This window comes from Ellagibacter sp. (genome assembly GCF_048412355.1).
Classification (GTDB): domain Bacteria; phylum Actinomycetota; class Coriobacteriia; order Coriobacteriales; family Eggerthellaceae; genus Ellagibacter.
Genome location: NZ_DBFSAP010000002.1, coordinates 1 through 23,602, shown reverse-complemented (window position 1 = coordinate 23,602; position 23,602 = coordinate 1). Strand labels below are relative to the sequence as shown.

General features: G+C 59.4%; 20 protein-coding genes, 1 rRNA gene and 1 other RNA gene. 19 read left to right on the top strand and 3 right to left on the bottom strand.

Going from position 1 to position 23,602, the window contains the following annotated elements; genetic code table 11:
* The first annotated feature begins 1 nt into the window (after position 1).
* From rrf to ACMRQN_RS00110, 4 genes are all read left to right on the top strand, one after another.
* Positions 2 to 116: ribosomal RNA gene (gene rrf / locus ACMRQN_RS00125) — 5S ribosomal RNA — on the top strand.
* A gap of 289 nt (positions 117 to 405) precedes the next feature.
* A complete protein-coding gene (gene argF / locus ACMRQN_RS00120; protein ID WP_418733300.1) occupies positions 406 to 1,401 on the top strand; it encodes an ornithine carbamoyltransferase in 996 nt (331 codons plus the stop codon).
* Positions 1,402 to 1,499: 98 nt separating this feature from the next.
* The gene (gene argS / locus ACMRQN_RS00115) at positions 1,500 to 3,227 is read left to right on the top strand and encodes an arginine--tRNA ligase (RefSeq protein ID WP_418733299.1); all 1,728 of its coding nucleotides are present in this window, start codon (positions 1,500 to 1,502) and stop codon (positions 3,225 to 3,227) included.
* Between the two features lie 39 nt (positions 3,228 to 3,266).
* On the top strand, positions 3,267 to 5,330 hold the full coding sequence (locus ACMRQN_RS00110) for a Na+/H+ antiporter (protein WP_418733298.1): 2,064 nt from the start codon (positions 3,267 to 3,269) through the stop codon (positions 5,328 to 5,330).
* A 222-nt stretch (positions 5,331 to 5,552) separates the two neighbouring features.
* On the opposite strand, the gene ACMRQN_RS00105 is transcribed toward ACMRQN_RS00110, so the two are convergent.
* Positions 5,553 to 6,395: a Rossmann-like domain-containing protein gene (locus ACMRQN_RS00105; protein WP_417058381.1), complete on the bottom strand. Its 843-nt coding sequence runs from the start codon at positions 6,393 to 6,395 to the stop codon at positions 5,553 to 5,555.
* A gap of 73 nt (positions 6,396 to 6,468) precedes the next feature.
* Here ACMRQN_RS00105 and ACMRQN_RS00100 point away from each other — a divergent pair, with 73 nt between their 5' ends.
* The 5 genes from ACMRQN_RS00100 (at position 6,469) to ACMRQN_RS00080 (ending at position 10,531) form a co-directional block, all read left to right on the top strand.
* Positions 6,469 to 7,020: a YhcH/YjgK/YiaL family protein gene (locus ACMRQN_RS00100; protein ID WP_418733297.1), complete on the top strand. Its 552-nt coding sequence runs from the start codon at positions 6,469 to 6,471 to the stop codon at positions 7,018 to 7,020.
* Between the two features lie 162 nt (positions 7,021 to 7,182).
* Positions 7,183 to 7,647 carry an SsrA-binding protein SmpB gene (gene smpB, locus ACMRQN_RS00095; protein ID WP_158048406.1) on the top strand — a complete coding sequence of 155 codons (465 nt, stop codon included), beginning with the start codon at positions 7,183 to 7,185 and terminating at the stop codon, positions 7,645 to 7,647.
* 14 nt (positions 7,648 to 7,661) lie between these two features.
* Positions 7,662 to 8,192, top strand: coding sequence for a hypothetical protein (locus tag ACMRQN_RS00090; RefSeq protein WP_418733296.1), 531 nt, complete (start codon positions 7,662 to 7,664; stop codon positions 8,190 to 8,192).
* Positions 8,193 to 8,322: 130 nt separating this feature from the next.
* Positions 8,323 to 8,692, top strand: a transfer-messenger RNA (tmRNA) gene (gene ssrA / locus ACMRQN_RS00085).
* A 339-nt stretch (positions 8,693 to 9,031) separates the two neighbouring features.
* Positions 9,032 to 10,531, top strand: a complete 1,500-nt coding sequence (locus ACMRQN_RS00080; protein ID WP_418733295.1) for a L,D-transpeptidase family protein — start codon at positions 9,032 to 9,034, stop codon at positions 10,529 to 10,531.
* A gap of 84 nt (positions 10,532 to 10,615) precedes the next feature.
* Here the strand turns inward: ACMRQN_RS00080 and ybaK are convergent, their stop codons facing one another.
* Positions 10,616 to 11,101, bottom strand: a complete 486-nt coding sequence (gene ybaK, locus ACMRQN_RS00075) for a Cys-tRNA(Pro) deacylase (RefSeq protein ID WP_417299638.1) — start codon at positions 11,099 to 11,101, stop codon at positions 10,616 to 10,618.
* Between the two features lie 155 nt (positions 11,102 to 11,256).
* Between ybaK and ACMRQN_RS00070 the strand changes: the two genes are divergently transcribed.
* From ACMRQN_RS00070 to ACMRQN_RS00035, 8 genes are all read left to right on the top strand, one after another.
* Positions 11,257 to 11,814: a MarR family winged helix-turn-helix transcriptional regulator gene (locus ACMRQN_RS00070; protein ID WP_418733294.1), complete on the top strand. Its 558-nt coding sequence runs from the start codon at positions 11,257 to 11,259 to the stop codon at positions 11,812 to 11,814.
* On the top strand, positions 11,805 to 13,970 hold the full coding sequence (locus ACMRQN_RS00065; protein ID WP_418733293.1) for an ABC transporter ATP-binding protein: 2,166 nt from the start codon (positions 11,805 to 11,807) through the stop codon (positions 13,968 to 13,970). The genes ACMRQN_RS00070 and ACMRQN_RS00065 overlap by 10 nt, the downstream gene beginning before the upstream one ends.
* Positions 13,967 to 15,826 (top strand): ABC transporter ATP-binding protein, encoded by a 1,860-nt coding sequence (locus tag ACMRQN_RS00060; protein ID WP_418733292.1) that lies wholly within the window; start codon positions 13,967 to 13,969, stop codon positions 15,824 to 15,826. Before ACMRQN_RS00065 ends, ACMRQN_RS00060 begins: the two co-directional genes overlap by 4 nt.
* A 70-nt stretch (positions 15,827 to 15,896) precedes the next feature.
* Positions 15,897 to 16,667, top strand: coding sequence for an HAD family hydrolase (locus ACMRQN_RS00055; RefSeq protein WP_418733291.1), 771 nt, complete (start codon positions 15,897 to 15,899; stop codon positions 16,665 to 16,667).
* 170 nt (positions 16,668 to 16,837) lie between these two features.
* Positions 16,838 to 18,367 (top strand): ribonucleotide reductase subunit alpha, encoded by a 1,530-nt coding sequence (locus tag ACMRQN_RS00050; RefSeq protein WP_418733290.1) that lies wholly within the window; start codon positions 16,838 to 16,840, stop codon positions 18,365 to 18,367.
* A 15-nt stretch (positions 18,368 to 18,382) separates the two neighbouring features.
* Positions 18,383 to 18,898: an RrF2 family transcriptional regulator gene (locus tag ACMRQN_RS00045; protein WP_418733289.1), complete on the top strand. Its 516-nt coding sequence runs from the start codon at positions 18,383 to 18,385 to the stop codon at positions 18,896 to 18,898.
* A gap of 1 nt (position 18,899) precedes the next feature.
* On the top strand, positions 18,900 to 19,769 hold the full coding sequence (locus ACMRQN_RS00040) for an adenine glycosylase (protein ID WP_418733288.1): 870 nt from the start codon (positions 18,900 to 18,902) through the stop codon (positions 19,767 to 19,769).
* Positions 19,770 to 19,801: 32 nt separating this feature from the next.
* Complete coding sequence (locus ACMRQN_RS00035; protein ID WP_418733287.1) at positions 19,802 to 20,383, top strand: manganese efflux pump MntP family protein; 582 nt, start codon at positions 19,802 to 19,804, stop codon at positions 20,381 to 20,383.
* 306 nt (positions 20,384 to 20,689) lie between these two features.
* On the opposite strand, the gene pheA is transcribed toward ACMRQN_RS00035, so the two are convergent.
* Positions 20,690 to 21,541 carry a prephenate dehydratase gene (gene pheA, locus ACMRQN_RS00030; protein WP_418733286.1) on the bottom strand — a complete coding sequence of 284 codons (852 nt, stop codon included), beginning with the start codon at positions 21,539 to 21,541 and terminating at the stop codon, positions 20,690 to 20,692.
* 391 nt (positions 21,542 to 21,932) lie between these two features.
* Between pheA and ACMRQN_RS00025 the strand changes: the two genes are divergently transcribed.
* Both ACMRQN_RS00025 and ACMRQN_RS00020 read left to right on the top strand, forming a co-directional pair.
* Positions 21,933 to 23,219 carry a hydrogenase small subunit gene (locus ACMRQN_RS00025; RefSeq protein WP_418733285.1) on the top strand — a complete coding sequence of 429 codons (1,287 nt, stop codon included), beginning with the start codon at positions 21,933 to 21,935 and terminating at the stop codon, positions 23,217 to 23,219.
* A 6-nt stretch (positions 23,220 to 23,225) separates the two neighbouring features.
* The coding region (locus tag ACMRQN_RS00020) for a nickel-dependent hydrogenase large subunit (protein ID WP_418733284.1) at positions 23,226 to 23,602 on the top strand (377 nt) is incomplete at its 3' end.

Sequence of the window (23,602 nt, the reverse complement as noted above, 5' to 3'; positions counted from 1 at the left end):
TGAGCGGAACCGTAGAGAGGGGGATCACCCGATCCCATTCCGAACTCGGAAGTTAAGCCCCTCCTCGCCGAAAGTACTGCGGAGCAAGTCCGTGGGAGGATAGGGCGTTCCGCTCATGGGCGGCGCTTTTTCTTTTGCGCGGGGGGCCGCGGCCCGGGGCTGCCCGGGGCCTGCGGCCCCCTTTCCTTTGCGCTCGGGGTCCCTTCCCCGTGTTCAGGAGGGCGGCGGTTCCTTGCCGTCGGCTCTTTCTTGATGCTGGCTAGTTCTTGCCGCCAGCCATTCGCTTTCTTATTCTCTGTTACCTTCTGCTTTTAATTTCCTTTTGCGGATTTACCCGCTCTTCTTCTGTTCAATGAATTCGAAGAAGGGTATTCTTGAACCCTATTTCCAGCGAAAGGAATTCTCATGCCGATTAGTTTGAGCGGTCGTAATTATCTGAAGCTTCTCGATTTCACTCCTGACGAGATTCGCTACCTTATCTCGCTTGCAAAACAGTTCAAGGCTTTGAAGTTGGCTGGCACGCCGCATCGTTATCTCGAAGGCAAGAATATTGTGCTCTTGTTCGAGAAGACTTCGACGCGAACTCGTTGCTCTTTTGAAGTCGCCGGTCATGATTTGGGGCTTGGTGTTACTTATCTCGACCCTGGTAGCTCTCAAATGGGCAAGAAGGAATCGATCGAGGACACCGCACGCGTGCTCGGTCGTATGTTCGACGGCATCGAGTATCGCGGCTATGGCCAGGAAATCGTCGAGAACCTTGCTGCGCATGCTGGCGTCCCGGTTTGGAACGGCTTGACCAACGAGTTCCATCCGACGCAGATGATTGCCGATATGCTCACGCTTGAGGAGAACTTTCCCGAGGGTATTAAGGGCAAGAAGCTGGTGTTCATGGGCGATGCTGAGAACAACGTTGCGAACTCCCTCATGGTTGTTTGCGCGAAGCTTGGCCTGCATTTCGTTGCCTGCGGCCCTGAGGAGCGCATGCCGAATGCAGAGCTCGTCTCAACCTGCAGGGATTTGGCACGCGAGTCTGGAGGTTCAGTGACGCTGACCTCAAGCGTTGAGGAAGCCTGCACGGGCGCCGACGTCGTTTACACCGATATTTGGGTTTCGATGGGCGAGCCTGCGGAGTTGTGGGAAGAGCGTATCAAGTTGCTTTCCCCTTACCAGGTGAACAGCCGCGTGATCGACCTTATGGCTCCAACGGGCATCTTCATGCACTGCCTTCCCGCGTTTCATGATACTGAGACGACCATCGGGGCCGAGATTGCCGAGCGATTCGACATCACCGAGATGGAAGTGACCGACGAGGTCTTCCGCGGCTCGCGCTCCCGAGTGTTCGACGAAGCTGAGAACCGGATGCATTCTATCAAGGCGATTATCTATGCAACCTTGAAGTAGCTCCGTTTTCTCGATGGCTGATGTTATCATGAGGGACTGTGAAATTCGCAGCCCCTCGTTTTTTCGGGCGGCATAAAGACTGATTGAAAGATAGTGCAATGACTTTACGTGAGCAAGTTGAAGAAGTTGTCGATGTGGCTTTGAGCGCCGCTGTGGCAGATGGGTCGCTTCCCTTGGAGGAGGTCCCCGCAGCAGCGCTCGAGCGTCCGCGTGATGCGGCTAATGGTGATTGGGCGTCGACGGTCGCCCTTCGCGCAGCCAAAGCGGCGCACATGAAGCCTTGCGATGTGGCGGAAGTGGTCGTGTCTCATTTGCCGAAGAACGATCTCATCGCCTCGACCGAGATCGCAGGCCCTGGGTTCGTTAACATTCGTCTTACGAACGCTGCGCTTGCGAGCGTTATCGCCGAGGCGCGTCGCGAGGGCATGGATTTCGGACGTGGTGAGGCTCCTGCGAATGCGGGGCGCATCAATCTTGAGTATGTCTCTGCAAATCCGACGGGCCCCATGCATGTCGGCCATGGGCGCTGGGCGGCGCTCGGCGACTCGATGGCGCGCGTCTTGCGCCATGCGGGCTTCGACGTGTCTGAGGAGTTCTACATCAACGACCATGGCACGCAGATGGATAATTTCGGTCGCTCGGTGTCGGTGCGCTACGAGCAGCTTTGTGGCCGCGATGTCCCGATGCCCGAGAATTGCTACGGTGGAGCTTATGTAATCGACATCGCGCGCGAGATTCTCGATGCCGATGGCGAGAAGTGGCTCGATGTTCCCGAGGAAGAGCGCGTCGTGGCATTCCGCGAGCGCTCGTATGTCGAGATGCTCGAGCATAACAAGGCTGTGCTCTCCGGTTTCGGTACCACGTTCGATACCTGGTTCTCTGAGCGTACGCTCTACATTCCCGACGAGGACGGGAAGTCCGCTGTCGACCACGCCCTCGAGGCGATGGACGCGAAGGGTTATGTCTTTCAGAAAGATGGGGCGACTTGGTTTAAATCGACCGCTTTCGGTGACGAGAAGGATCGCGTCCTCATCAAGGAGAACGGCGAGTTCACGTACTTTCTCTCCGACGTGGCGTACCACTACAACAAGATCCAGAGGGGCTTTACCCACCTGATCGACATTTGGGGAGCAGATCACCACGGATATGTGAAGCGTTGCCAGGCAATGCTCGCCGCATGGGGTTACGAGGGCGCGCTTGAAGTGGTTCTCGGCCAGCTCGTGAATCTCTTCCGTGACGGTAGCGCGGTTCGCATGTCGAAGCGTACGGGCGAGATGGTCACATTCGAGGAGCTTATCGAGGAAGTGGGCGTCGATGCGACGCGCTACCTCATGCTTTCGCGCTCCTCCGACCAGCCGATTGACTTCGATATCGAGGTTGCTAAGAAGAAAGACGCCACTAACCCGGTGTATTACGTGCAGTACGCCCACGCGCGCATCTGCTCGATCTTGCGCAAGGCTGCCTGCGAAGGCGATCTTGCAGCAGCGGAAGCGGGCGATATCACGTTTAACGAGCTTGCCGAGCGTGCGGTCGGCGCCGACGTGGACCTCTCGCCTTTGTGCGAGGAATCGGAGCTTGCCCTCATGCGCAAGATGGGAGATTTCGCTGACATGGTTGCCCAGGCGGCAGCTGATCGCGCGCCGTTCCGCCTGACGCATTACGCGCAGGATCTCGCAGCGCTGTTCCACCAGTTCTATACGAACTGCCATGTGCTCGCCGACGACGAAGCGACTCGCCGTGCCCGCTTGGCGCTCTGCGACGCCTCGCGCATCGTGCTCGCCCTAACACTGAGTCTTCTGGGGGTTAGCGCACCCGAAAAGATGTAGTGCATATGCAAGTTTCCTATTTGAGGAGGTCATTGCTAGGTGGAGACCCTTACGCTCGTCATGCTGATTTTTGCGGCGATTCTCGCATCCTCGATCATCGACCAGGTGGTGCCGAGGGTGTCATCGCCGCTCATACAGATTGGCCTGGGTCTTCTCATCGCATTGTTCGCCTCCTCTCAAATTCGAGTTACACTTGACCCTGAACTGTTCCTTGTGCTATTCATTGCGCCGCTGCTCTACGAAGAGGCGAAGTCCGCCGACAAGGCGGCGCTTTGGCACCATAAGCGTCCTGTGCTTTCTCTTGCGATCGGCCTGGTCGTTGCAACGACACTCGCGATAGGGTTTGCTGTGCATGCGGTCATCCCGTCAATCGGGCTTGCTGCTGCATTTGCCCTTGGTGCCGCGCTCGGTCCGACCGATGCCGTTGCCGTCACCTCACTTTCGAAGCAGGTCAACATCCCTGACAGACAGGGGAGCATTCTCAAAGGCGAGCTTCTCTTAAACGACGCGAGCGGCATCGTGTCTTTCCAGTTCGCCATTGCCGCCGCGGTGACGGGGTCGTTCTCCCTTCTCAATGCGACGGGGAATTTCTTCGTTGAGTTTCTCGGCGGTATCGCGGTCGGTGCGCTTCTCGCCTATATCGGCAAGTTCCTCGTCAATAAGGCGCGCTCTCTTGGCGTTGAGAACACGACGTTTCATGTGCTCTTCGAAATCCTCATTCCGCTTCTAGTGTATTCGATTGCCGATGCCGTTCACGTGAGCGGCATTATCGCCGTTGTCGTTGCGGGCCTCATCAACGTGATCTCCCCGCATGCGATCGGACCTTCCATCTCGCGCATGAACATCGTGTCCTCGAGCGTGTGGCGTGTGCTCACCTTTGCCTTGAACGGCTTTGTGTTTGTGCTTCTGGGCACACAGTTGCCGCAGGCTATGGTCCATACGTGGGATGATGTCACCTTCAGCAACTTCACACTCATCGGTTATGTTGTCGCGCTTACGTTGCTTCTCTATGTTGTTCGATTCGCGTGGGTCTGCGCGAGCGATTGGCTCTACACGCGCCGACGCGGTAAGAAGCATAGTGAGAAGTTCAAGCTCGACCTTCGCAAGAGCCTCATCACGACCCTTGCGGGCGCTAAGGGAACCATCACGCTTTCGATCCTGTTCACCATCCCGTATTTCATGGATGGCGCTCGGTTCCCGCAGCGTGATCTGATCATCTTCCTTGGATGCGGCGTTATCGTATGCACCTTGCTTGTGGCGACGTTCATTGTGCCCCTCATCGCGCCGAAGAAAGTGAGCGAAAGCGAGGAAGCGGCCCGCGAGCGTGAGGCGGAGTTGAAAATTGATATCCTCAGAAGCGTCGTCGAAGAGCTCACTGCACGGCAGACGCCGGATACTCGCCGCGCGACGAGAAGCGTGGTCAGCTCTTACAACGATCGCATCGAGCGCATCAAAGAGCAGCATGGCTTCGACGAGGACGAGGATGAGGCCTATTCCGATTTGCGCATCCGCGCAATCGGATGGGAGCGGGAGTGTGTCAAGAAGCTCGCTGAACAAGACAATATCGACAGCGAGATTGCGCTTAAGTACCTGAAGCGTTTGAAGCATATTGAGGAGCTAAGGAAACATAGCTCGGGACGTTGGTCCATCCAAAACATCTATCTTGTGTTGCGCACATTTTTGAGGCGCGCGAAGGGCGTTGTCTTGCGCTACGTTTCGCATATGTCGTCGTCCCCGATAACGGCTGCCGATCAGGCGGCAGAGATGCGCAAGATTCAGCAGAAGGCAGGCGAGTGCGTGATTGGACGTCTGAACGACATGCTCGCCGATTCCGACTGCAACGTCCCGAGCGAGTATGTGAGCAAGCTTCTCATCGAATATCAGCGCACAGTTGCCATGCTCGCCGCCGAGCTTGCAGCCCCTTCGGCGACGGTCATCATGCGTGCGTCCGACAAGGCGGAGGACGTGAAACGGCTTGGCTACCTGCTTGAGCTCGAGCAGATTCAGGCGCGCTACGAAGAAGGCGAGTTAACCCGTGGCGAGGCGAAACGGATGCGCGACAACACGAACCTTATGCTGATGGATGTGGAGGATAGCGTGTAGGTCTCGTTTTCGCGGGCGGGGCGATTACTGGTTAGGACCCAAACTGTACAAGAATGACGATAAGTTGTGGAGAACTCGTCAAATGAGCGGATTATCAGGGTTTTCGCCAAAAAATAATCCCCAAACTTAAGAAGATTGGGGATTTTTCAACACTGAATTCGATGTATTTCGCAAAGCCTTCACAACTTATCGTCGATTTCGTACACGACCAGCTGCTTGCCTTTATTGCGCGTTGATGGTGGTCATCTGAAGCGCTTTGCCGAACAGCTTGCCGGCAGCGTTCTTGCAGGCGAACTTCACGGCTTCCGGATCGGCCACGACGCTGCCCGAAAGCGATTCGACGCCCCACTCGAAAAGGTACGGCGTCATGATCACGCTGGGACCCACCATGCAGACGGTAGCGTCCTTGGCGAGGGTCAGAAGGCGCGGTGCGGTCTTGTTGATGAGCGTGACGCCGGTGATGAAGGCGTAATCCGCGGTCGGCATAACGTATTCGCAGGCTGGATCGGGGGTATCCCACTCATCGCGGCAGGAACGCTCGAGCACGGTGAGCTTGGCGTATTCCGCGATGTTCTCGACGTGGGGGAAGTGCCCGACAACGACGACGTGGGCGTCGCCGCCCGCTTGCTCGATGCGAGGGCGATACGTCTCGAATGCGTCTTTCGACGACGTGCCGCCGCGCTTTCCCTTGTCTTCTTCCTCCTCGGTGTCGTATGTCGCGCCCAGAGGGTCGAGCAGCTCGCGGCGAGCATACCAGGCGTTCAGGGCCGCGATGCCAAGCGTGGCCTCCTCGAAGCACCATGATTTCGACAGCTCGGCCACCTCACGCAGCGATTTCCCGCGCAGATCGCCCTTGTACGTGCGCTTTCCGCCGTTGCGTGCGGTGAAGGCGACGCCGCATCCGCAATCTGCCTCAACGTAAGACCAGTTGAGCCCGAGACAGTAATCGCGCACGAAGATGTCCTCGGGGATGCCCGCGATGAGGTGGTTGTAGAGCCGCCAAGGTGAGGCTGGGTCATCGGTGCCAGGGAAGACGATGGTCGAAGGTTCCGGCGTGTGCTCCATAGCAGAACTCCTTTGATTGCATGCTGATATTTTCACCTGAATTCAGTATAAACCAGTTACTGCAATGGACAAGATGGGTCGATGCGAATCCGTGGCCTGCTGCCGTGTGCTGCTCTGCTACAATTTCGTGACGTTCAAACGAATCGCATCGAAGGGACTTGATACCATGCTCGTAGCTTCCATTGAAAACGCCGAAGCGCACGATTACCTGTCCGGACGCCTGAAGAAGGCCTATGCTTTCCTGCGCGAAAACGACCTTGGCGCACTTTCCTGTGGACGCCATGACATCGATGGGGAAGACGTGTTCGCAAACGTCATGGAGTACGACACTGTCCCCGCGGAGGCGAAGAAGCTCGAGGCCCACAAGCTCTACTACGACGTGCAGTGCGTTGCCTCCGGAATCGAACGCGTCGAGGTGGCGCCCCTCGAAGGGCTTGTTTGCGCGAAGGAATACGATGAAGCCGACGACTATGCGTTGTTCGAGTCCCCAGAGCCGGCGACATCGGTTGTGCTTCATGCGGGCGAGACTGCGGTGCTTCCTCCTGAGGACGCGCACAAGCCGGGCTGCATCGCGGAGGACGCGTCTGTCCATGTGAAGAAGGTCGTCGTGAAGGTTCGCGCATAACCTGCGGGCATGGTGTATCATGGGCGCATGAAGCAAGGTGTATATGCGCTGATGATATGGAAGTTTTGGCCACGGCCGCGCAGGCTGTGAAGGAATGAATGAAGCGTCTCGGCGATTGAGCATAAAGCGTCGAGGCGCTTGAACGTGAGGTAACGTCGCCCCATGAAACGTGAAGAGAAGACAATCGCGAAGAATCGCCGTGCGTTCCATGATTACGAGGTCGTGGAGACGTTTGAGGCGGGGGTCGAGCTTTCGGGAACGGAAGTGCGGTCGCTGCGCGAGAACAACTGCCAGTTGACCGACTGCTTCGCACTTGTGCGCAACGGGGAAGTATGGATGCACAATGTGCACATCACGCCATTTTCCCACGGCAACATTAACAATCCCGATCCCGATCGCAAGCGAAAGCTCCTGCTCCATAAAAAGCAGATCCGCTACCTTGCGGAGGCGACGCGCGAAAAGGGCATGGCACTCGTTCCCCTGAAGATGTACTTCAAGGAAAACGGGCTGGTCAAGGTCGAGCTTGCGATTTGCCGCGGCAAGAAGCTCTACGACAAGCGCGCGAGCATGAAAGAGCGCGACACCAAACGGGAAATCGATCGAGCGCTGAAGGCGCGCTCTCGTTAGAAAGGGTCACTGCCATGAGCGAGAATCGGATCGAAACCGCAGCTGACGAGGCTGATTCGCCATCGGGGGAGACGCAGGAAGAAGTTTGTGAGGTGCTGTCCGAGGGGGCAGGGGAAGTCGTCGACTCCGAAGGCGTCGAGGAAGCCGAGGGCGAAGACGAGCTTGTTGATTCGGAAAACGTGGTAGAAGAAGAGACCGAAGAGGCCGAAAAGTACGAAACCGTCGAGATTGAGTATTCCGAGGACGACATCGAGGCCTATATCGTCGACGAGGACGACAACGAGATCGGGTTTATCCTGCTTGACGAGGATGGCAACGAGATCGAGTACTACTACGATGACGACGAGGAAGCCGCGAAGGGGGAATCCGATGAGGACAACCCCTATGATTTGGGCATCACCCGAGAAGGCGTTGCCGAGGCGACGAACGACATGAACGACATCTATCGCGATGGCGTCGCGATTGCGGTCGACTTGAAAGACGCGCTCTCCGAAATCAAAGAGGCACTCGATTTCTCGGACATCCTTCCGACGAAGAAGAAATAACCTCTCCGCGTTGCCTTGACAGGTCAAGCTGCTCGGCTACAATGTTTCTTCTGCAAGAGCACGTCTTGCGCACTTTGACAAGGTGGAACGCATGAGTTCCCGCCCGTCGGCGATTGGCTCCGACGAATTCGGGGGCGACTGGTTTCGACATGGTATGTTTGAACTGAGGAGCAGGTCGTGGTCTCCTCGCCACGTAAAACAGGGGTAACGTCAAGTTAATTGGCAAGAAGAACTATCAGAGCGCTCCTGCGCTCGCCATGGCTGCTTAATCAGCACCTGGCACGTCAACCCCGGGTTGTCCCCGACTCGGGCGCGACGTCATTTTAGGGGACTGCATCAAAGCACGTAATCGGTATGGCTTTGGTAAAGATTGAACCGATCCGGGTCGGCAACGTTAGTTCGCGGACCGAGACGGCCTTGAATCCGAACGCGAAATAAGCTTGTAGAGCCTCAGCGAGAATATAGTATGGACCGGAGTTCGATTCTCCGCGCCTCCACCACAACATGCCAGGCAGGCCCGAAAACGGGTCTGCCTGTTTTATTTCCGCGGCTTTGATTAGGACGACAAGCCTGGTTTTCCGCTCACTTTTGAGCCGTGCGTCAAGTATTCGTGCAACGTGCCAGAACGTGTCCTGCCAAGGCAGGTTCTCTTGCTACAATGAGCCGGATATAAGAAGCAAGCTGAACCGGATGAATCAGGAATGACCAAACGTAACGAGCAACCCGCTCCTTCCCACGGAAAACATGCAGCACACGCCAAAAAGGCTCCCAATGAGCCGCCTCGCGTTGCACCTTCGCACGGGAAGACTCAGACGATTCCCCCTGTGGTTCCTGCGGGCATGAAGACATCTGGCGTCCCAGCGCCGCATAACGGCAACGGGTTTGCCCCCGAAATCTCCGATGCGCCGACTCTCGGCAGCAAGCCTCGCGCTGCCCGCATTGCGGGAATCGTTCTCGGTGTCGTCTTCGGGGTCCTGCTCGTCGTCTACCTTGTGGGGGTTGCCGTCTTCTCAGGCCATTTCTGGCCGAAGGCGACGATCGGCTCTTCCGACATTTCCTTCCAAACGCCCGACGAGGTCGCATCGGTTCTCGAGCAGGGAATCAACAAGTACTCGTTGCGCGTTCATGGCGACGGCTTGGATGTGACGCTTTCTGCTGATGAAGCGGGCGTGCGGTTCAATGCGGAGCAAATCGTGAGCGATATGTTCGCGCAGGCGAACGAATGGGCCTGGCCGGTCGAGGTGTTCCGTGAGCACGATGAGACGGAAAGCCTTGTCGCTACCCTCGACAAATCCGGCGTTGCCGACAAGCTCCATCAGGCGATCGATGCGGTGAATGAGAACACGGAAGCTCCCGTGAACGCCACGGTGGCGTTCGATGAGGACGCGAAGATGTTCAAGATCGTGAAGGAGAAGTACGGCACGCAGGTCAACACCGACGTGGTGATGCAGGACGTGGAGCGGGCCGTCGCCACGCTCGAGAGCGAGGTCGTGCTCGACGAGCGCGCGCTCTCGCAGCCGACGATCTTCTCGGATGACCAGCGCGTGATCGATGCGACGTCGCAGGCGAACAGCATGATCCTCGCCAACGTGCAGCTCATGATGGCGGGGAAGAGCGCCCTCGTGTTCGACGCGTCGGTTATCGGTCCCTGTATCTCGATTGGGGAGGATTGCTCGGTGTCGTTGAACGAGGACGCGCTCGGCGCCTGGGCGGACGAGGTCGCCTCGGCTTACACGACGGTCGGTTCCACGCGCTCCTACACGCGCGCGGACGGCGCGCAGTTCAGCGTGTCGGGCGGTTCGTATGGCTGGAAGGTCGACCGCGACGCGCTCTTCGATTGGGCGAAGGCGGCGATCGAGGCTGACCAGACGGGCGAGGCTGACTTGCCTTGCAGCCAGACCGCGAACGCGTGGAACGGGGTTGGCGGTCGCGATTGGGGCGCTCGCTACATCGATATCGACCTGTCGGCGCAACATGCGTGCCTCTTCGATGAGAACGGCGAGGTTATCTGGGAATCTGACATCGTGAGCGGCAAGCCGCGCGGCGGTTCGGGAAGTCTTACTCCCACGGGCGTGTACGTCATTAACTCAAATTCGGGCGGATCGACGCTCGAGGGCACCAACGATGACGGATCGAAGTACAAGACGCCCGTCACCTACTGGATGCCATTCGTCGGGAATTTGATCGGCCTGCATGATGCCAGCTGGCAATACGCGTTCGGCGGAACGCGATATCGGGACGGCGCGGGGTCGCATGGGTGTGTGAACCTTCCGACGAGCAAAGCTGCCGAGTTGCACGGGCTTTGCTCTGTGGGCGACGTCGTGGTGTCGCACTGGTAAGAAAAAGAGAGCCTGCCTGCGCAGTTCGGTCGATGCGCGGGCAGGCTCTTTTCGTTTGCTGCGGGTTTTGCCAGCGCGATGTGGCTAGCTTACTGTGATGTCGGCGTAGTGAAGCGGGATGACCTTCTCGAGGTCGCTCGGGGCAAGCTCGACCTGGCACCCGATGCGTCCGCCCGAGAATATGATCGTGTCGAAGAGTTGTGCCGTTTCGTCGATGGTGGTCGTGAACAGCTTCTTCATCCCGACGGGGGAGCATCCTCCGTGCACGTAGCCGGTCAGAGGCAAGAGCTCCTTCGACTTCAGCATACTCACTGCTTTCTCGCCGACAGCTGCTGCCGCCTTCTTCAGGTCGAGCTCTTCGGCGACGGGCACCATGAACACGTAGTGCTCGCCCGATTTCGCGACGGTGACAAGCGTCTTGAAGGTTTGATCTGGGTCCTGCTGGAGGAGTTTCGCCACCTCGACGCCTGAAAGCGCCTTCTCGCATGGGAAAAGATGGCTCTCGAAGGGCACTCCTGCGGCCTCGATTTCCCTCATGGCGTTCGTTTTCGTTTCCTTTTGCTTCGACATGGCTCTCTCCTTGGTGGTTGTTTCGGAAGGGTAGCACATGTTTGATGAAAAGATGCATTGAACCATTTATTCCTTGCAGAGTGTTTTAGCTGTGATATATTTTCGCAGCTAAAATATTTAGGATGGAAATGATGAGGAAGAAAGGGGTTTGCTGCGTGGAACAATCCATCGAGGAATTGAAGCAGCGGCTCTTTGAGGCCACGAGGCGCGTGCGCAAAAGCCGATCGCACCGGCCTTTGCCTGAGGGCATTACGCCTGCCGAGGGCTTCGTTTTGATGTCGATTTCCCAGCTTATGTCTGACGGGAAGCGCGTCCGATCGGGTGATATCGCCAAGCGCGGACACAGCACTCCGAGTGCGACGTCGCAGGCGTTGAAGTCGCTCGAGGAGAAGGGCTTTATCACGAGACATCGCGACGAGGGGGACAACCGTGGCGTCACGGTGCAGTTGACGGAGCTCGGTTGGAAATACGAGCAGATGAACCGGCGCATGCACGATTGTCGTCTCGAGGAGCTCCTCGAGTATCTCGGGGAAGACGATGCGCGCGAGTTCGCCCGCATCACCGAGCGCGTCTCCGATTTCGAGAGTACCCATCCTTGGACCGCATATGTTGAGGGACCTTGCGAGTCCGTGGGCGATTCTGCGCGGAAAACGCCCTCCAATGAGGCTTTCGCGGGAAGCGATTCGAAGGAAGGCGGCGCGCGGTGCGAATAGCTAATAACCTTGCTCACCATAAAATCGCGGTGCTGCTCATCGTTGCACTTCTGGCCGTGCAGGCTTTCTGCGACCTGTCGCTTCCGCGGTACACCTCCGATATCGTCGATGTGGGAATCCAACAATCGGGCGTGGAGCATGCGTCTGCTACGCAGCTGTCTGCACGCACCCACGACCTCGTGGAGATGATGCTGCCCGAATCCGACGAGCAGCTTTTCTCCGATGCGTACGACGAGACCGCAAACGGGGACTACGCCCTCACGGAGGCGGGGCATGAGCAGCGAGAGGACCTCGACGAGGCAATGGCGCTTCCGCTCTCCGTCGTCCACTATGCCGACCAGATTCCCGACCTTGATCTTGACCAGGTGAAAGCGGCATTCGATGCCGGGCTTGTGAGCAAAGACGACGTGACCTCCATGCTCGATGAGTCGCGCGAATCGCTGGGCGATATGGCGGACACTCTTATCGCGCAGCAGGGCATCGCCGCGGCGCGGGCAGAATACGAGCAGCTCGGTGTCGACATGGACGCCATGCAGATGGACTATCTTTTCTCCACGGGCGCCAAGATGCTCATGCTCTCCGCGCTCGGCATGGTCGTCGCGATCGTGATCGGCTTCCTCGCGTCGCGAACCGCTGCGAAGGTGGGCCGATCGCTGCGCGGACGGCTCTTCGACAAAGTCGTCACCTTCTCCGACGCCGAGATTCAATCGTTTAGCGCGGCGTCGCTGATTACGCGTGGGACCAACGATGTCCAGCAGGTCCAGATGGTCACCGTGATGCTGCTGCGCATGGTTCTCTACGCGCCCATCCTCGCAATCGGCGGCGTCATCATGATCGCGCGCACCAACCTCTCGATGGGTTGGATCGTCATCGTCGCCGTGCTCGCGATCGCGCTCATCCTCGTGGTGCTCATCAAGGTCGCCATGCCGAAGTTCAAAATCATGCAGAAGCTGATCGACCGCGTGAACCTCGTGTCGCGCGAGATGCTCATGGGCCTTTCGGTCGTGAGGGCGTTCAACCGCGAGCAGCATGAGGAGGAGCGCTTCGACGAGGCGAGCACGCGCCTGATGAAAACGCAGCTGTTCACGAACCGTGTCATGACGTTCATGATGCCGCTCATGATGCTCATCATGAACCTCGTGTCGGTCGGCATCGTGTGGTTCGGCGGCCATGCCATCGACGCGGGCACGCTCCAGACAGGCGACCTCATCGCGTTCATCACCTACTCGATGGTTATCATCATGGGCTTCCTCATGATCGGCATGCTCTCGATCATGCTGCCGCGTGCCGATGTTGCAGCCCAGCGAATTGAGGAAGTGCTCGAATGCGAGCCCTCGATCTGCGATCCCGACCCCGCAGTCTCCAAGGATGCTGAGCTTTCGGCCTCTTGCAATCCCGGTGCCGAGGTCGCGTTCCGCGACGTGTGCTTCCGCTACTCCGATTCCGCCGAGAACGTCCTCGACCACGTCGATTTCACGTGTAAGCCAGGAAAGACCACAGCCATCATCGGCAGCACGGGCAGCGGGAAATCGACCATTGTGAAGCTGGTGCTTCGGTTTTACGACGTCAGCCAGGGAAGCGTCACCATCGACGGCGTCGACGTGCGCGATGTGAGCCAGCACGCGCTGCGCGGGCAGCTCGGCTACGTTCCCCAGAAGGCGTTTTTGTTCAGCGGCACGATTTCGAGCAACATCGCCTACGGGGTGGAAGGCGCCGACGACGAGCGGATTCGCCGTGCGGCCGACATTGCCCAGGCGAGCGAGTTCATCGGCGAGAAGCCCGAAGGCTTTGAAAGCCCCATCGCTCAGGGAGGCACGAACGTCTCCGGCGGCCAGCGGCAGCGCCTCGCTATCGCACGTGCGCTTGCGACCGACGCGCGCGTCTTCCTCTTCGACGACAGTTTCAGCGCGCTCGACTACAAGACCGACGCCGCGCTTCGCCATGAGCTCGGCGCTCGACTGGGCGGCAAGACCGTGATTATCGTCGCCCAGCGCATTTCGACCGTCCTTTCCGCCGACCAGATCGTCGTGCTCGACGAGGGCCGCGTCGTCGGCAAGGGCACGCACGCGGAGTTGATGGAGAGCTGCGAGGAGTATCGCGAGATCGCCATGTCCCAGTTATCGGAAGAGGAGCTTGCGGGAGGTGGTGCGCGATGAGCGAGAACACTCAGGATTTGAAGAAGGTGACGCAGCGCCGTCGTCCTCCGCACGGACCGGGCGCGCGGATGATGCCCGGCGAGAAGGCGAAGGACTTCAAGGGAACCATCGCGAAGCTCGTTCGTTTCATGGGCCAGTTCAAGGTTTCGCTCGCCGTCGCCATCGTGTTCGCCGTCTGCTCGGCGGCCTTCAGCATCGTGGGCCCGAAGGTGCTCTCGCAGGCGACGACCGAGCTGTTCAACGGCATCGTCGCGAAAATAGGCGGCACGGGCGGCATCGACTTCGACGCCATCGCCGGCATCATCGGCACGACGCTCGCCCTCTACCTTGTCAGCGCGGCTTGCAGCTTCCTGCAGGGATGGATGATGTCGAACGTGTCGCAGCGCACCTGCTATGGGCTTCGCCGCGCCATTGCCGAGAAGATCGACCGCGTTCCTGTCGGTTACTTCGAGCGCAACTCGATCGGCGACACGCTCTCGCGCATCACTAACGACGTCGACACCTTAGGGCAGAGCCTGAACCAGGGCGTCACGCAGATGATCACGTCGATCACCACGCTCATCGGCGTCGTCGCGATGATGCTCTCGATCAACCTGGCGATGACGGGGATCACGCTTGTCATGCTCCCGGTCTCACTCGTGCTCATCATGGTCGTGGTGAAGCTCTCGCAGAAGCACTTCCGCGCTCAGCAGGAGAAGCTCGGGGAAATCAACGGGCAGGTCGAGGAGACGTTCTCCGGCCATGCGATCGTGCGCGCGTTCAATCAGGAACAGGCGTGCGAGGAGCGCTTCGGGGAGACGAACGACAAGCTCTACGAGAGCGCGTGGAAATCGCAGTTCCTCTCGGGCCTCATGCAGCCGGTCATGAACTTCGTCGGCAACCTCGGCTATGTCGCGGTGGCGCTCGCGGGCAGCGTGTTCGCGGTGCAGGGCGCCATCACGGTGGGCGATATCCAGGCGTTCATCCAGTACGTGAAGAACTTCACGCAGCCGATTACTCAGTTGACCCAGGTGAGCAACGTGCTCCAGCAGATGGCAGCCGCGGCCGACCGCATCTTCGCCTTCTTGGAAGAAGAGGAGGTCGCACCCGAGGAGCCAAAGGCACAAACCTCGCAGGTTCCGTGCAACGTGGAGTTCGACCATGTGCGCTTCGGGTACTCGCCCGACAAGCCTGTCATCAACGACTTCTCGGCGAAGGTCTCTGAGGGCCAGACGGTCGCCATCGTGGGTCCGACGGGCGCTGGCAAGACGACCATGGTGAAGCTGCTCATGCGCTTCTACGACGTGGACGCCGGCGCTATCCGCATTGGCGGCGTCGATGCGCGCGACTTCTCGCGCTCCGACGTCCGCTCGATGTTCGGCATGGTGCTGCAGGACACGTGGCTGTTCAGCGGCACGATTCGCGAGAACATCCGCTATGGCAAGCTCGACGCGACCGACGAGGAGGTGGAGGCTGCGGCGCGCGCGGGCTGCGTGCACCACTTCATCACCACCCTGCCCGGCGGCTACGATTTCGTGATCAACGAGGACGCGACCAACATAAGCCAAGGCCAGCGCCAGCTTCTCACGATTGCGCGCGCGATCTTGGCGAACCGGCGCATGCTCATTCTCGATGAGGCGACGAGTTCGGTCGACACGCGCACCGAGGAGCGCATCCAGCGAGCCATGGACAACCTCATGGAGGGCCGTACGTCGTTCGTCATCGCGCATCGTCTCTCGACGATTCGTTCGGCGGATTTGATTTTGGTCATGCAGCACGGCGACATCGTCGAGCAGGGCACTCATGACGAGCTGCTCGCTCGCGGTGGCTTTTATGCGGAACTGTACAATTCGCAGTTCGACGAGGGCGAAGAGTAGGTATGCTTTGCAAGGGCGCCTCCTGGGGGCGCCCTTGTTTGCTCGCTACTAGATTCTCAGTGGAGTGTTCGTGGAAGAAAGCGCTGATAATTCTCAAGTTTTGTCGGAGGCCGACGGTGCGGTCGCATCGCCTGCCGACTCATCTGATGACCCGTTGCCCTTCGTGCAGGAAGACGGGCTGGTTCATATCGCCGCATTCGATTTCGATGGGACCTGCATCTCGGGCAACTCGCCGGTGCTTTTAGTCCGTCGGCTCATGAAGCTCGGCATGTTGAAAAAAAGCGTCCTTGCGCGCATCATGCTGTGGGGGATCGCTTACAAGCTGCGTCTTCCCCAGAACGAGAGCTGGGTACGCGGGCTCGTCTTCCGCGCATTTGCTGGCAAGCCGGTCTCGCACGTCGATGCGTTCCTACGCGATTTCTACGACTCGGATGTGGCGTCGCTGTTCCGCGAGCAGGCCACGGCAGAACTGCTAAGCCAAAAGGAGCAGGGCCGCGTTGTCGTACTCGTGTCGGCGACCTTCGAACCCATCGTCTCTCGCGCGATGGAATTCCATCCGATCGACTTCCAGATATCGACGCGCATGCGTGCGGCGAAGGACGGCACCTACACCTGCGAGGTCGAGGGGCTTCCCGTGGAAGGCGACCAGAAGATCGTGCGCCTGCGCGAGTTCGCCGATGAGCGCTTCGGCGCGGGCCGCTGGGTTCTCGATGCCGCCTACGGCGATCACCATTCGGACCGCACGCTTCTCGGGGCTGCGAGAAATCCCGTCGCCGTGACCCCCGACCGCCCTCTTGCGAGAACGGCGAAAAGCGAAGGTTGGCGTATCGCGGAGTGGTAGCTTCCCCGGCATGCCGCGGAGCTTTCTTCCCGTTTTCTTTCGTCCGTGTAAAGAATCGTGGGAATACCGTCACTTGGGGCCAGATTTGTCTCCCGTAGTCTAATATAAGAGGTTAAACATAGAAATTGCGATGCGCGTGCGCATCTGCTTTTACGAATGGAGGTGGGTCCATGCTGGAGAACGCTGACAAGCAAAGCTGTGGTGAAGGTGCTGACGGGAGCGATGTCGATTATCTGCTTCGCGCCAAAGACGCGTGCGCACAAGGCGACGCCGTGCTCGGCATGCATCTGTATTTGACCGCCTTCGAAAAGGCAGCGGGAACTGCCGGCGATCCGAGCCCAGAGGCGATTGATGCGCTGAAGAAGGCGTGGGATTTGGCGTGCAATCTTAAGGAGCGCTCTCTCGCTGAGTACATTTTCGGCAAACTCGACCCGTTCCTGAGCGCGGGGGAGTCCTCGGAGTGCTCGGAGCGGCTTCAGCAGCTCGCCCTCGACAAGCTCGAGGAGTTCGGGCTTTCCAGAGGAGATCTTCAAGATGTGGCGGAGGCGATCTCGAGGGATCTCCTCGGGTTCGACGCCAAGCTGTTCAAGGTGGAGCCTCTCGGCGACTTCTCGTCGGGGGACTTGTCTTCCCTTTTGACAGGGAAGGGCAAGGCCGAAGCGGAAGGGGAACCCTCTTCTGACGGCGACGCCTCCCGCGCATCCGATCGTGCGGAGCGCGATGGCATGTCTGTGCTTTCGAAGCTTGCGGTCGACGCCGGCGTCAAGTCCCCGGGTGATCAAAAGGAGAAGCTCACCTACGACGACCTTGCGGGATACGACGCGGCAGTTGCCACGATGCGCGATTTCGGCATCGGCATGCAGGACGACCCCGACTTCAAGTCGCTCGTCACCATGCTGAACGCACGCCATGGACTGGACCGCCTTCCGGTGACCGACACCTTCATGTTCCGCTCGCCGGCGCGCGAGGATGCTGGTCGCTTCGTGCAGGCGACGATCGGGGAGCTCAAGCTCCCAGCGATGCGCATGCGCATGGAGGAGAACCTCTCGGGCATGCCAATTCTCTGCGTGATGGGGCCTTCGGGCAACGCGACGCGGGCGGTGCGCGCGGACAGCGTCTTCTCGGGACGCGGCGTCCTTGTGCTTGAGGACATCGATTTGTGGAGCGCTCCCCAGGCAGACGGGGGCGACGATTTCGAGGGTTTCGTGTATGCCTCGCTTTCGCGTGGTGCGCGCGAGGCAATCGAGCTCATCCGCTCGGCGGTGGACAATCCCGACGTCTACGTTTTGGCCTCGGCTTCGAAGAACGCCGATATCGACCCGTTCTTCCTGGAGCTTCTTGAGCCGCTGTCGCTTATCGACATCGAATGCCCGACGGCCGAGGAACGCGTCGAAATCTGGATGGAAATCGCCCGCGATCACCCTTCGATTCGCAGCATTCGAGTTGCCGACCTGGTGCGTTATTCGGTGAACATGCCCCGTTTCGACATCTACATGGCAGCGCGCGAGGCTATCGAGGAGGCCTACAAGGAAAGCCTCTTCGCTCGCCGCTACGTTCCGGTCACCCGTGACAACCTCTTCGATAAGCTTGCCGCCTACCAGCCGCTCGATTCCAAGGAGTACCGCGAGCTGGAAGATCAGGTAGTGCGTGATTTCCGCTCTGACTTGGAAAACATCGAAGACCTGCTTTCGGGCCAATAGGGGGAGGGCTCATCGATGGATATCACACGACGCTGCGACTATGCGTGCAGAATCCTGCGCGCCGCATACCGTAATGGTGATGAGCGCATGTCCGTTGCGGAGCTCGCCGAGCGCGAGGGAATTCCCTATGCGTTTGCGCGCAGCATCCAGCATGACCTCACGAAGTGCGGCTTCGTCAACACGACGCGCGGTGCCCGCGGCGGTTTGCGCCTTGGGTGCGACCCTGCTACTGTGACCGTTCGCGATGTGGTCGAGGCTGTGCAGGGGCCGGTAAGCGTCTCCGAATGTGGCGCAGGAAGCGCGCCGTGCGGCCAAAGTGACACCTGCGCTTACAACAAAGTCTGGCGCGGTGCTGATCGCATCTTAAGCGACTACCTGGGGTCCATCACGCTGAAGGACCTCTTCGAGATGGGCGGCGAACATCCGAAAGTGCGCGAGGCGCTCGGCGATTGCGAAGGCGGTTGCGACGCCTGCGCGGGCCGCATCAACCTCGCCCTGACTGAATCCTGCCATGGGAAGGCATCCAGCTAGCATGGAGCTGCCCTTCTGCGCGTGGCCTGCGAACGCCCCCTCCCCGGAGGCGTTCGTTGCTTTGATGAGTCGCGAGGGCGCGCGGCTCTACCGCGATCTGCCCTGGCGGAATATCGATGACGCCTATGCGGTGCTGGTCTCCGAGGTGATGCTCCAGCAAACGCAGGTGAAGCGTGTGCTCGGCCGTTGGGAGCGCTTCTTGGCGAAGTTCCCCACGCCCGATGCCTTGGCGAGCGCGAGCACGTCGGACGTTGTGGGCGAATGGCAGGGGCTTGGCTACAACCGCCGCGCACTCGCTCTCAAACGCGCATGCGAGATCTGCTCGCAAGATTTCGGGGGGAAGCTGCCCGAAACGGTCGACGAGCTTAAGGCTCTTCCAGGCATCGGTCCTGCAACGGCGGCAGGCGTTGTCGCGTTCGCGCACAACCGCCCCGCGATGTATCTGGAGACCAACGTCCGCACTGTGTTTCTGCATGAGCTTTTCCCCGATGAGGAAGGTATTCGAGACAAGCAGCTCGAGCCCCTTGTCCGCGCGACATGCCCTGCGGATAACACTCGGTCGTGGTATTACGCGCTGCTCGATTACGGCGCGCATTTGAAGGCCACCTTCGGCAACGCCTCCCGTCGCAGTGCGCACTACACGCGGCAAAGCGCGTTCGAGGGGTCGCGTCGTCAGAAGCGGGCGGAAGTGGTGCGCATCGTGCTTGCGGCCGAGGGGGCGATTTCGCTTGAGGAAGCCCATTCGCTTCTCAACAGCTTCGAGCGCGACCACGGGCGCGATGGCGTCGACGACGAGTCGTTCGCATCGATTACGTCCGATCTCGAGCGAGAAGGTTTTTTCGTCGTCGAAGACGGCATTGCGCGCGCCTAGTCGGGGGGCGCTAAGACGGGAGGAATGAGGCTGTGGGCTTCGTCGAGCTGTTCTTGATCGGCGTTGGGCTGTCGATGGACGCCTTCGCTGTTTCCATCTGCAAAGGGCTGGGAATGAAACGCCTCAACATGGGGCAGGCGCTCGTGATCGGGCTTTTCTTCGGGGGCTTTCAGGCGCTTATGCCCCTTATCGGCTGGGCGATCGGCACGCAGCTCGCCGATTTCATCACGCCGATCGATCACTGGATTGCTTTCATCCTGCTCGCGCTTATCGGCGGGAAGATGCTCTTTGACGCCTTCCGTGGGGACGATGAGGGGGAAGTGGGCGAGCCAAAGGATACGAGGCTCGACTTAAAAGAGCTGCTCATGCTGGCCATTGCGACGAGCATCGACGCGCTTGCCGTGGGCATCACCTTCGCGTTTTTGGGCGTGAACATCGTCTTGGCGATAGCGGTCATCGGCGTGACGACGTTCGCCCTCTCCGTGGTGGGCGTTGCCGTGGGGCACGCTTTCGGTGCGCGCTACGAGAAGGGTGCGACAATCGCGGGCGGCATCGTTCTCATCTTGATAGGCTGCAAGATTCTTCTCGAGCACTTGGGAATTATAGCGCTTTAGTTCTCAGGTGCCACAGCTTGCTGGCAGAGCGCTGCGAGCTACGTACCGTATCCCGCATCCTTCGGCGCTGAAGCCCCCGCTACAGCTTGCATGGCTTTTTTCTTGAAAAACGGCTCGCCGTGGACAAAACTGGTCGATATGTGGGTCAGCCCAGGTGAAGCGTCGTCCATCTTGCATACCCGTCGATTTACGACCTGGGCTTTCTCGGGCAAAGCAATTAGGGAAAGCGTTCGGGGAGCTACACCGACTCACATATCGCCATTATTTGTCCACGATAGGCGGAGATCGGGAAAGAACGCCTGCTTACTACCCGATGGGGTAGCTTCCGAGCACCTTCACTTCGCGCAGCTTCAAACGCAGGCAGTTCAGCGCCGTTTGAATGTGCGGCTCATTGGCGTTGCCCTCGAACTCGATAAAGAACATATAGTCGCCGAGAGCCTGCTTGGTCGGGCGCGACTGGATGAGCGAGAGGTTGACGCCCGCATAGGCGAACTCGGACAGAATCATGTTCAGCGTGCCCGCGCGGTCCATGTTCAAGAAGAGCGCGACCGATGTCTTGAATTTCGTCCCCGTGAACACGGGCGCATGGCCCTGACGGCCGATGAGCGCAAAGACCGTCTGGTTGCCGAAGTGATCCTCGATGTCGTGGGCGTAAACCTTCGCGCCGTGGGTTTCCGCGGCGAAGGCGTTCGCGATGCCCGCCGTATGGATATCGGCTGCCGCGAGGCGCGCGCTCTCGGCAGTGGATGACGTGGTCGCGGTCGTGCGGCCGGGGAGCTTCTCCGACATGAAGCGGCGGCATTGGGCGAGCCCCTGCGCATGGGACGCCACGGTGGTGATGTCCTCGAGCTTGGCGTCGGGGTTCACGACGAGGCAGTGGTGGATATCGACGACTTCTTCCCCCAAGATAACGGAGGTGCTTTTCAGCGCGAAACCGTCGAGCGTGGCGGTAACCGGCCCCTCGATGGAGTTCTCCTTCGCGACGACACCGAACTCGCAGCGGCCGCGGTCGACGCAATCGAAGACCTCGTCGAAGGAGGTGCACTCGATAAAGTCGGGGCTCTCGATGCCGAGGCGCTTCGCGAAGGCGAGCGTCGCCTCGTGAGAATACGTGCCGGTTGGGCCGAGGAATGCGATGGTGTTGTCGGGCGATTTCATGGGTGGGCAACTCCTTGGATGCGGTTTTCACGTGCGCGAACATTGTAGCGGTCGCATTCGATAGGGGGCGATATTCCCCGAAAAAGTCTTTGAATGGGGCGCCTTCCCGATGCGCAATCTTTGAGCCGTGCTATTTCGCTTGCTGATTCTTGGTTAACCATTCGATACCCAATACAATGCTTGAGCAGGCACAATTGGTGTTACATTGCTAAATTAGCGTAACATTTTCGGTACAAGCGCGTGTTTTTTCGCCCCTTCGTGTTTATCCCGTAACATTAAATGCATACAATGACTAAGTTTTATACAAGGAACGTTCGCGCATGCACGGATCGGTATGCGCGGGCACTCCGTAATCGATTCTTGAGAGAGAGAAAAAAGAGGAGGTGTGCACATGGTAAACGAAGCTACTGCTTCCGAGTTCTCCAGCATGCTTGAAGCGCGGGGGGTCACGCGACGCAGCTTTATGAAGCTTTGCGGTACGATCGCGGTCGCAGCAGGACTTTCCGAGCTCGCGGCTCCGCGCGTTGCTTCTGCATTGGAAAACTCCGTTATCGGTGCAACTAAGGGTAACCTGTATCCTGTCATCTGGATCGAGGGTGCGTCGTGCACAGGCTGCACGGAGTCCTTCGCTCAGGTTGAGACTCCCGATCCGGCAGAGGTCGTGCTCGAGCTTCTGTCGCTTAACTACTCCGAGACGCTTTCCGCGGCGGCCGGTTGGTCGATGGAGGAAGCCAAGGAGCAGACGATCGAATCCGGCAACTACGTTCTCGTGTACGAGGGCGCTGTGCTCGAGGGCTGGGGCGGCCAGGCGCTTCGCGTCGCCGACAAGCCCGGCACCGAGCATCTGATCGAGGCTGCCAAGAACGCGAAGACGGTTGTCGCGCTCGGCTCTTGCGCCGTGAACGGCGGCTGGATGGGCGCTCACCCGAACTCCTCCGATGCGCTCGGCGTCGAGCAGTTCCTGAAGAAGTCTGGCATCGAAGTTCCCGTTGTGAACATCCCCGGCTGCCCGGCAAACCCCGAGTGGCTCGTTTCCGTGCTCGTCGACGTGATCATGCTCGACAGCAAGCAGCTTAAGCTCACGAGCGACAACAAGCCCGAGGGCATCTTCGGCCAGACCATTCATGACAACTGCGAGCGCCGCGGCCACTTTGAGAACGGCGAGTTCGTCTACAAGTTCGGCTCCGAGGAAGAGGCCAAGGGTTACTGCCTCTATCCGCTCGGCTGCCGCGGTCCGCAGACGAAGTCCACGTGCGGCATCACGATGTGGAACAACCGCCGCAGCTGGTGCGTGCAGGCTGGTTCTCCCTGCATCGGCTGCTGCGAGGCGAACCCCAACGACCCGGGCGACAACTGGGTCGAGGTGAACACCCCGTTCTACAAGCGCCATCGCGACCTTCGCATTGGCGACTGGATGGTTCAGCCTGGCACGATCGCCCTCACGCTCACCGGCCTCGTTGCCGCAGCGCTCGTCGTGCACGGCTTCGGCATGAAGATCACGGGCCGCATGGACGGCGGCGCCGACTTCGAGAAGGTCCGTGCCTGGGACAAGAACCACCCCGACAAGGCAATCGGGAAGTACGACCTCACGCGCGACGAGGCCAAGGCCGCGTGCGAGAAGAGCAGCCACAACGCGAACGCGAAGGCTGTCGAATCCGATGAAGAAGAAGGGAGGTAAGCCTACATGACCCGTTCAGTTATCGACCCGATCACCCGCATCGAGGGCCACCTCCGCGTGGAGATGGAGGTCACCAACGGCAAGGTCTCCGACGCCTGGGTGTCCGGCGGCTGCTTCCGTGGCATGGAGATGGTCGTGGAGAACCGCACGCCCGAAGACGCCGCGCAGATCGTGCAGCGCATCTGCGGCGTGTGCCCGGTCTCGCATGCCCACTCGTCCGCCATCGCGGCCGAGAAGGCCTACGGCATCAAGATCTCGAACAACGCGCGCATCATCCGCAACCTGCTCGAGGGCGCGCAGTTCCTGCACAGCCACATCCTGTGGTTCTACAACCTGGCGGCGCTGGACTACGTGAACCCGCTCAACGCCCTCAAGGCCGACGC

Coding starts and splice junctions, on each gene's coding strand:
- ACMRQN_RS00100 (WP_418733297.1), top strand. CDS start 6,469: ATGGGTCGATGCGAATCCGTGGCCTGCTGCCGTGTGCTGCTCTGCTAC.
- ACMRQN_RS00105 (WP_417058381.1), bottom strand. CDS start 6,395: ATGGAGCACACGCCGGAACCTTCGACCATCGTCTTCCCTGGCACCGAT.
- argS (WP_418733299.1), top strand. CDS start 1,500: ATGACTTTACGTGAGCAAGTTGAAGAAGTTGTCGATGTGGCTTTGAGC.
- argF (WP_418733300.1), top strand. CDS start 406: ATGCCGATTAGTTTGAGCGGTCGTAATTATCTGAAGCTTCTCGATTTC.
- ACMRQN_RS00090 (WP_418733296.1), top strand. CDS start 7,662: ATGAGCGAGAATCGGATCGAAACCGCAGCTGACGAGGCTGATTCGCCA.
- ACMRQN_RS00050 (WP_418733290.1), top strand. CDS start 16,838: ATGCTGGAGAACGCTGACAAGCAAAGCTGTGGTGAAGGTGCTGACGGG.
- pheA (WP_418733286.1), bottom strand. CDS start 21,541: ATGAAATCGCCCGACAACACCATCGCATTCCTCGGCCCAACCGGCACG.
- ACMRQN_RS00025 (WP_418733285.1), top strand. CDS start 21,933: ATGGTAAACGAAGCTACTGCTTCCGAGTTCTCCAGCATGCTTGAAGCG.
- ACMRQN_RS00040 (WP_418733288.1), top strand. CDS start 18,900: ATGGAGCTGCCCTTCTGCGCGTGGCCTGCGAACGCCCCCTCCCCGGAG.
- ACMRQN_RS00045 (WP_418733289.1), top strand. CDS start 18,383: ATGGATATCACACGACGCTGCGACTATGCGTGCAGAATCCTGCGCGCC.
- ybaK (WP_417299638.1), bottom strand. CDS start 11,101: ATGTCGAAGCAAAAGGAAACGAAAACGAACGCCATGAGGGAAATCGAG.
- ACMRQN_RS00080 (WP_418733295.1), top strand. CDS start 9,032: ATGAAGACATCTGGCGTCCCAGCGCCGCATAACGGCAACGGGTTTGCC.
- smpB (WP_158048406.1), top strand. CDS start 7,183: ATGAAACGTGAAGAGAAGACAATCGCGAAGAATCGCCGTGCGTTCCAT.
- ACMRQN_RS00060 (WP_418733292.1), top strand. CDS start 13,967: ATGAGCGAGAACACTCAGGATTTGAAGAAGGTGACGCAGCGCCGTCGT.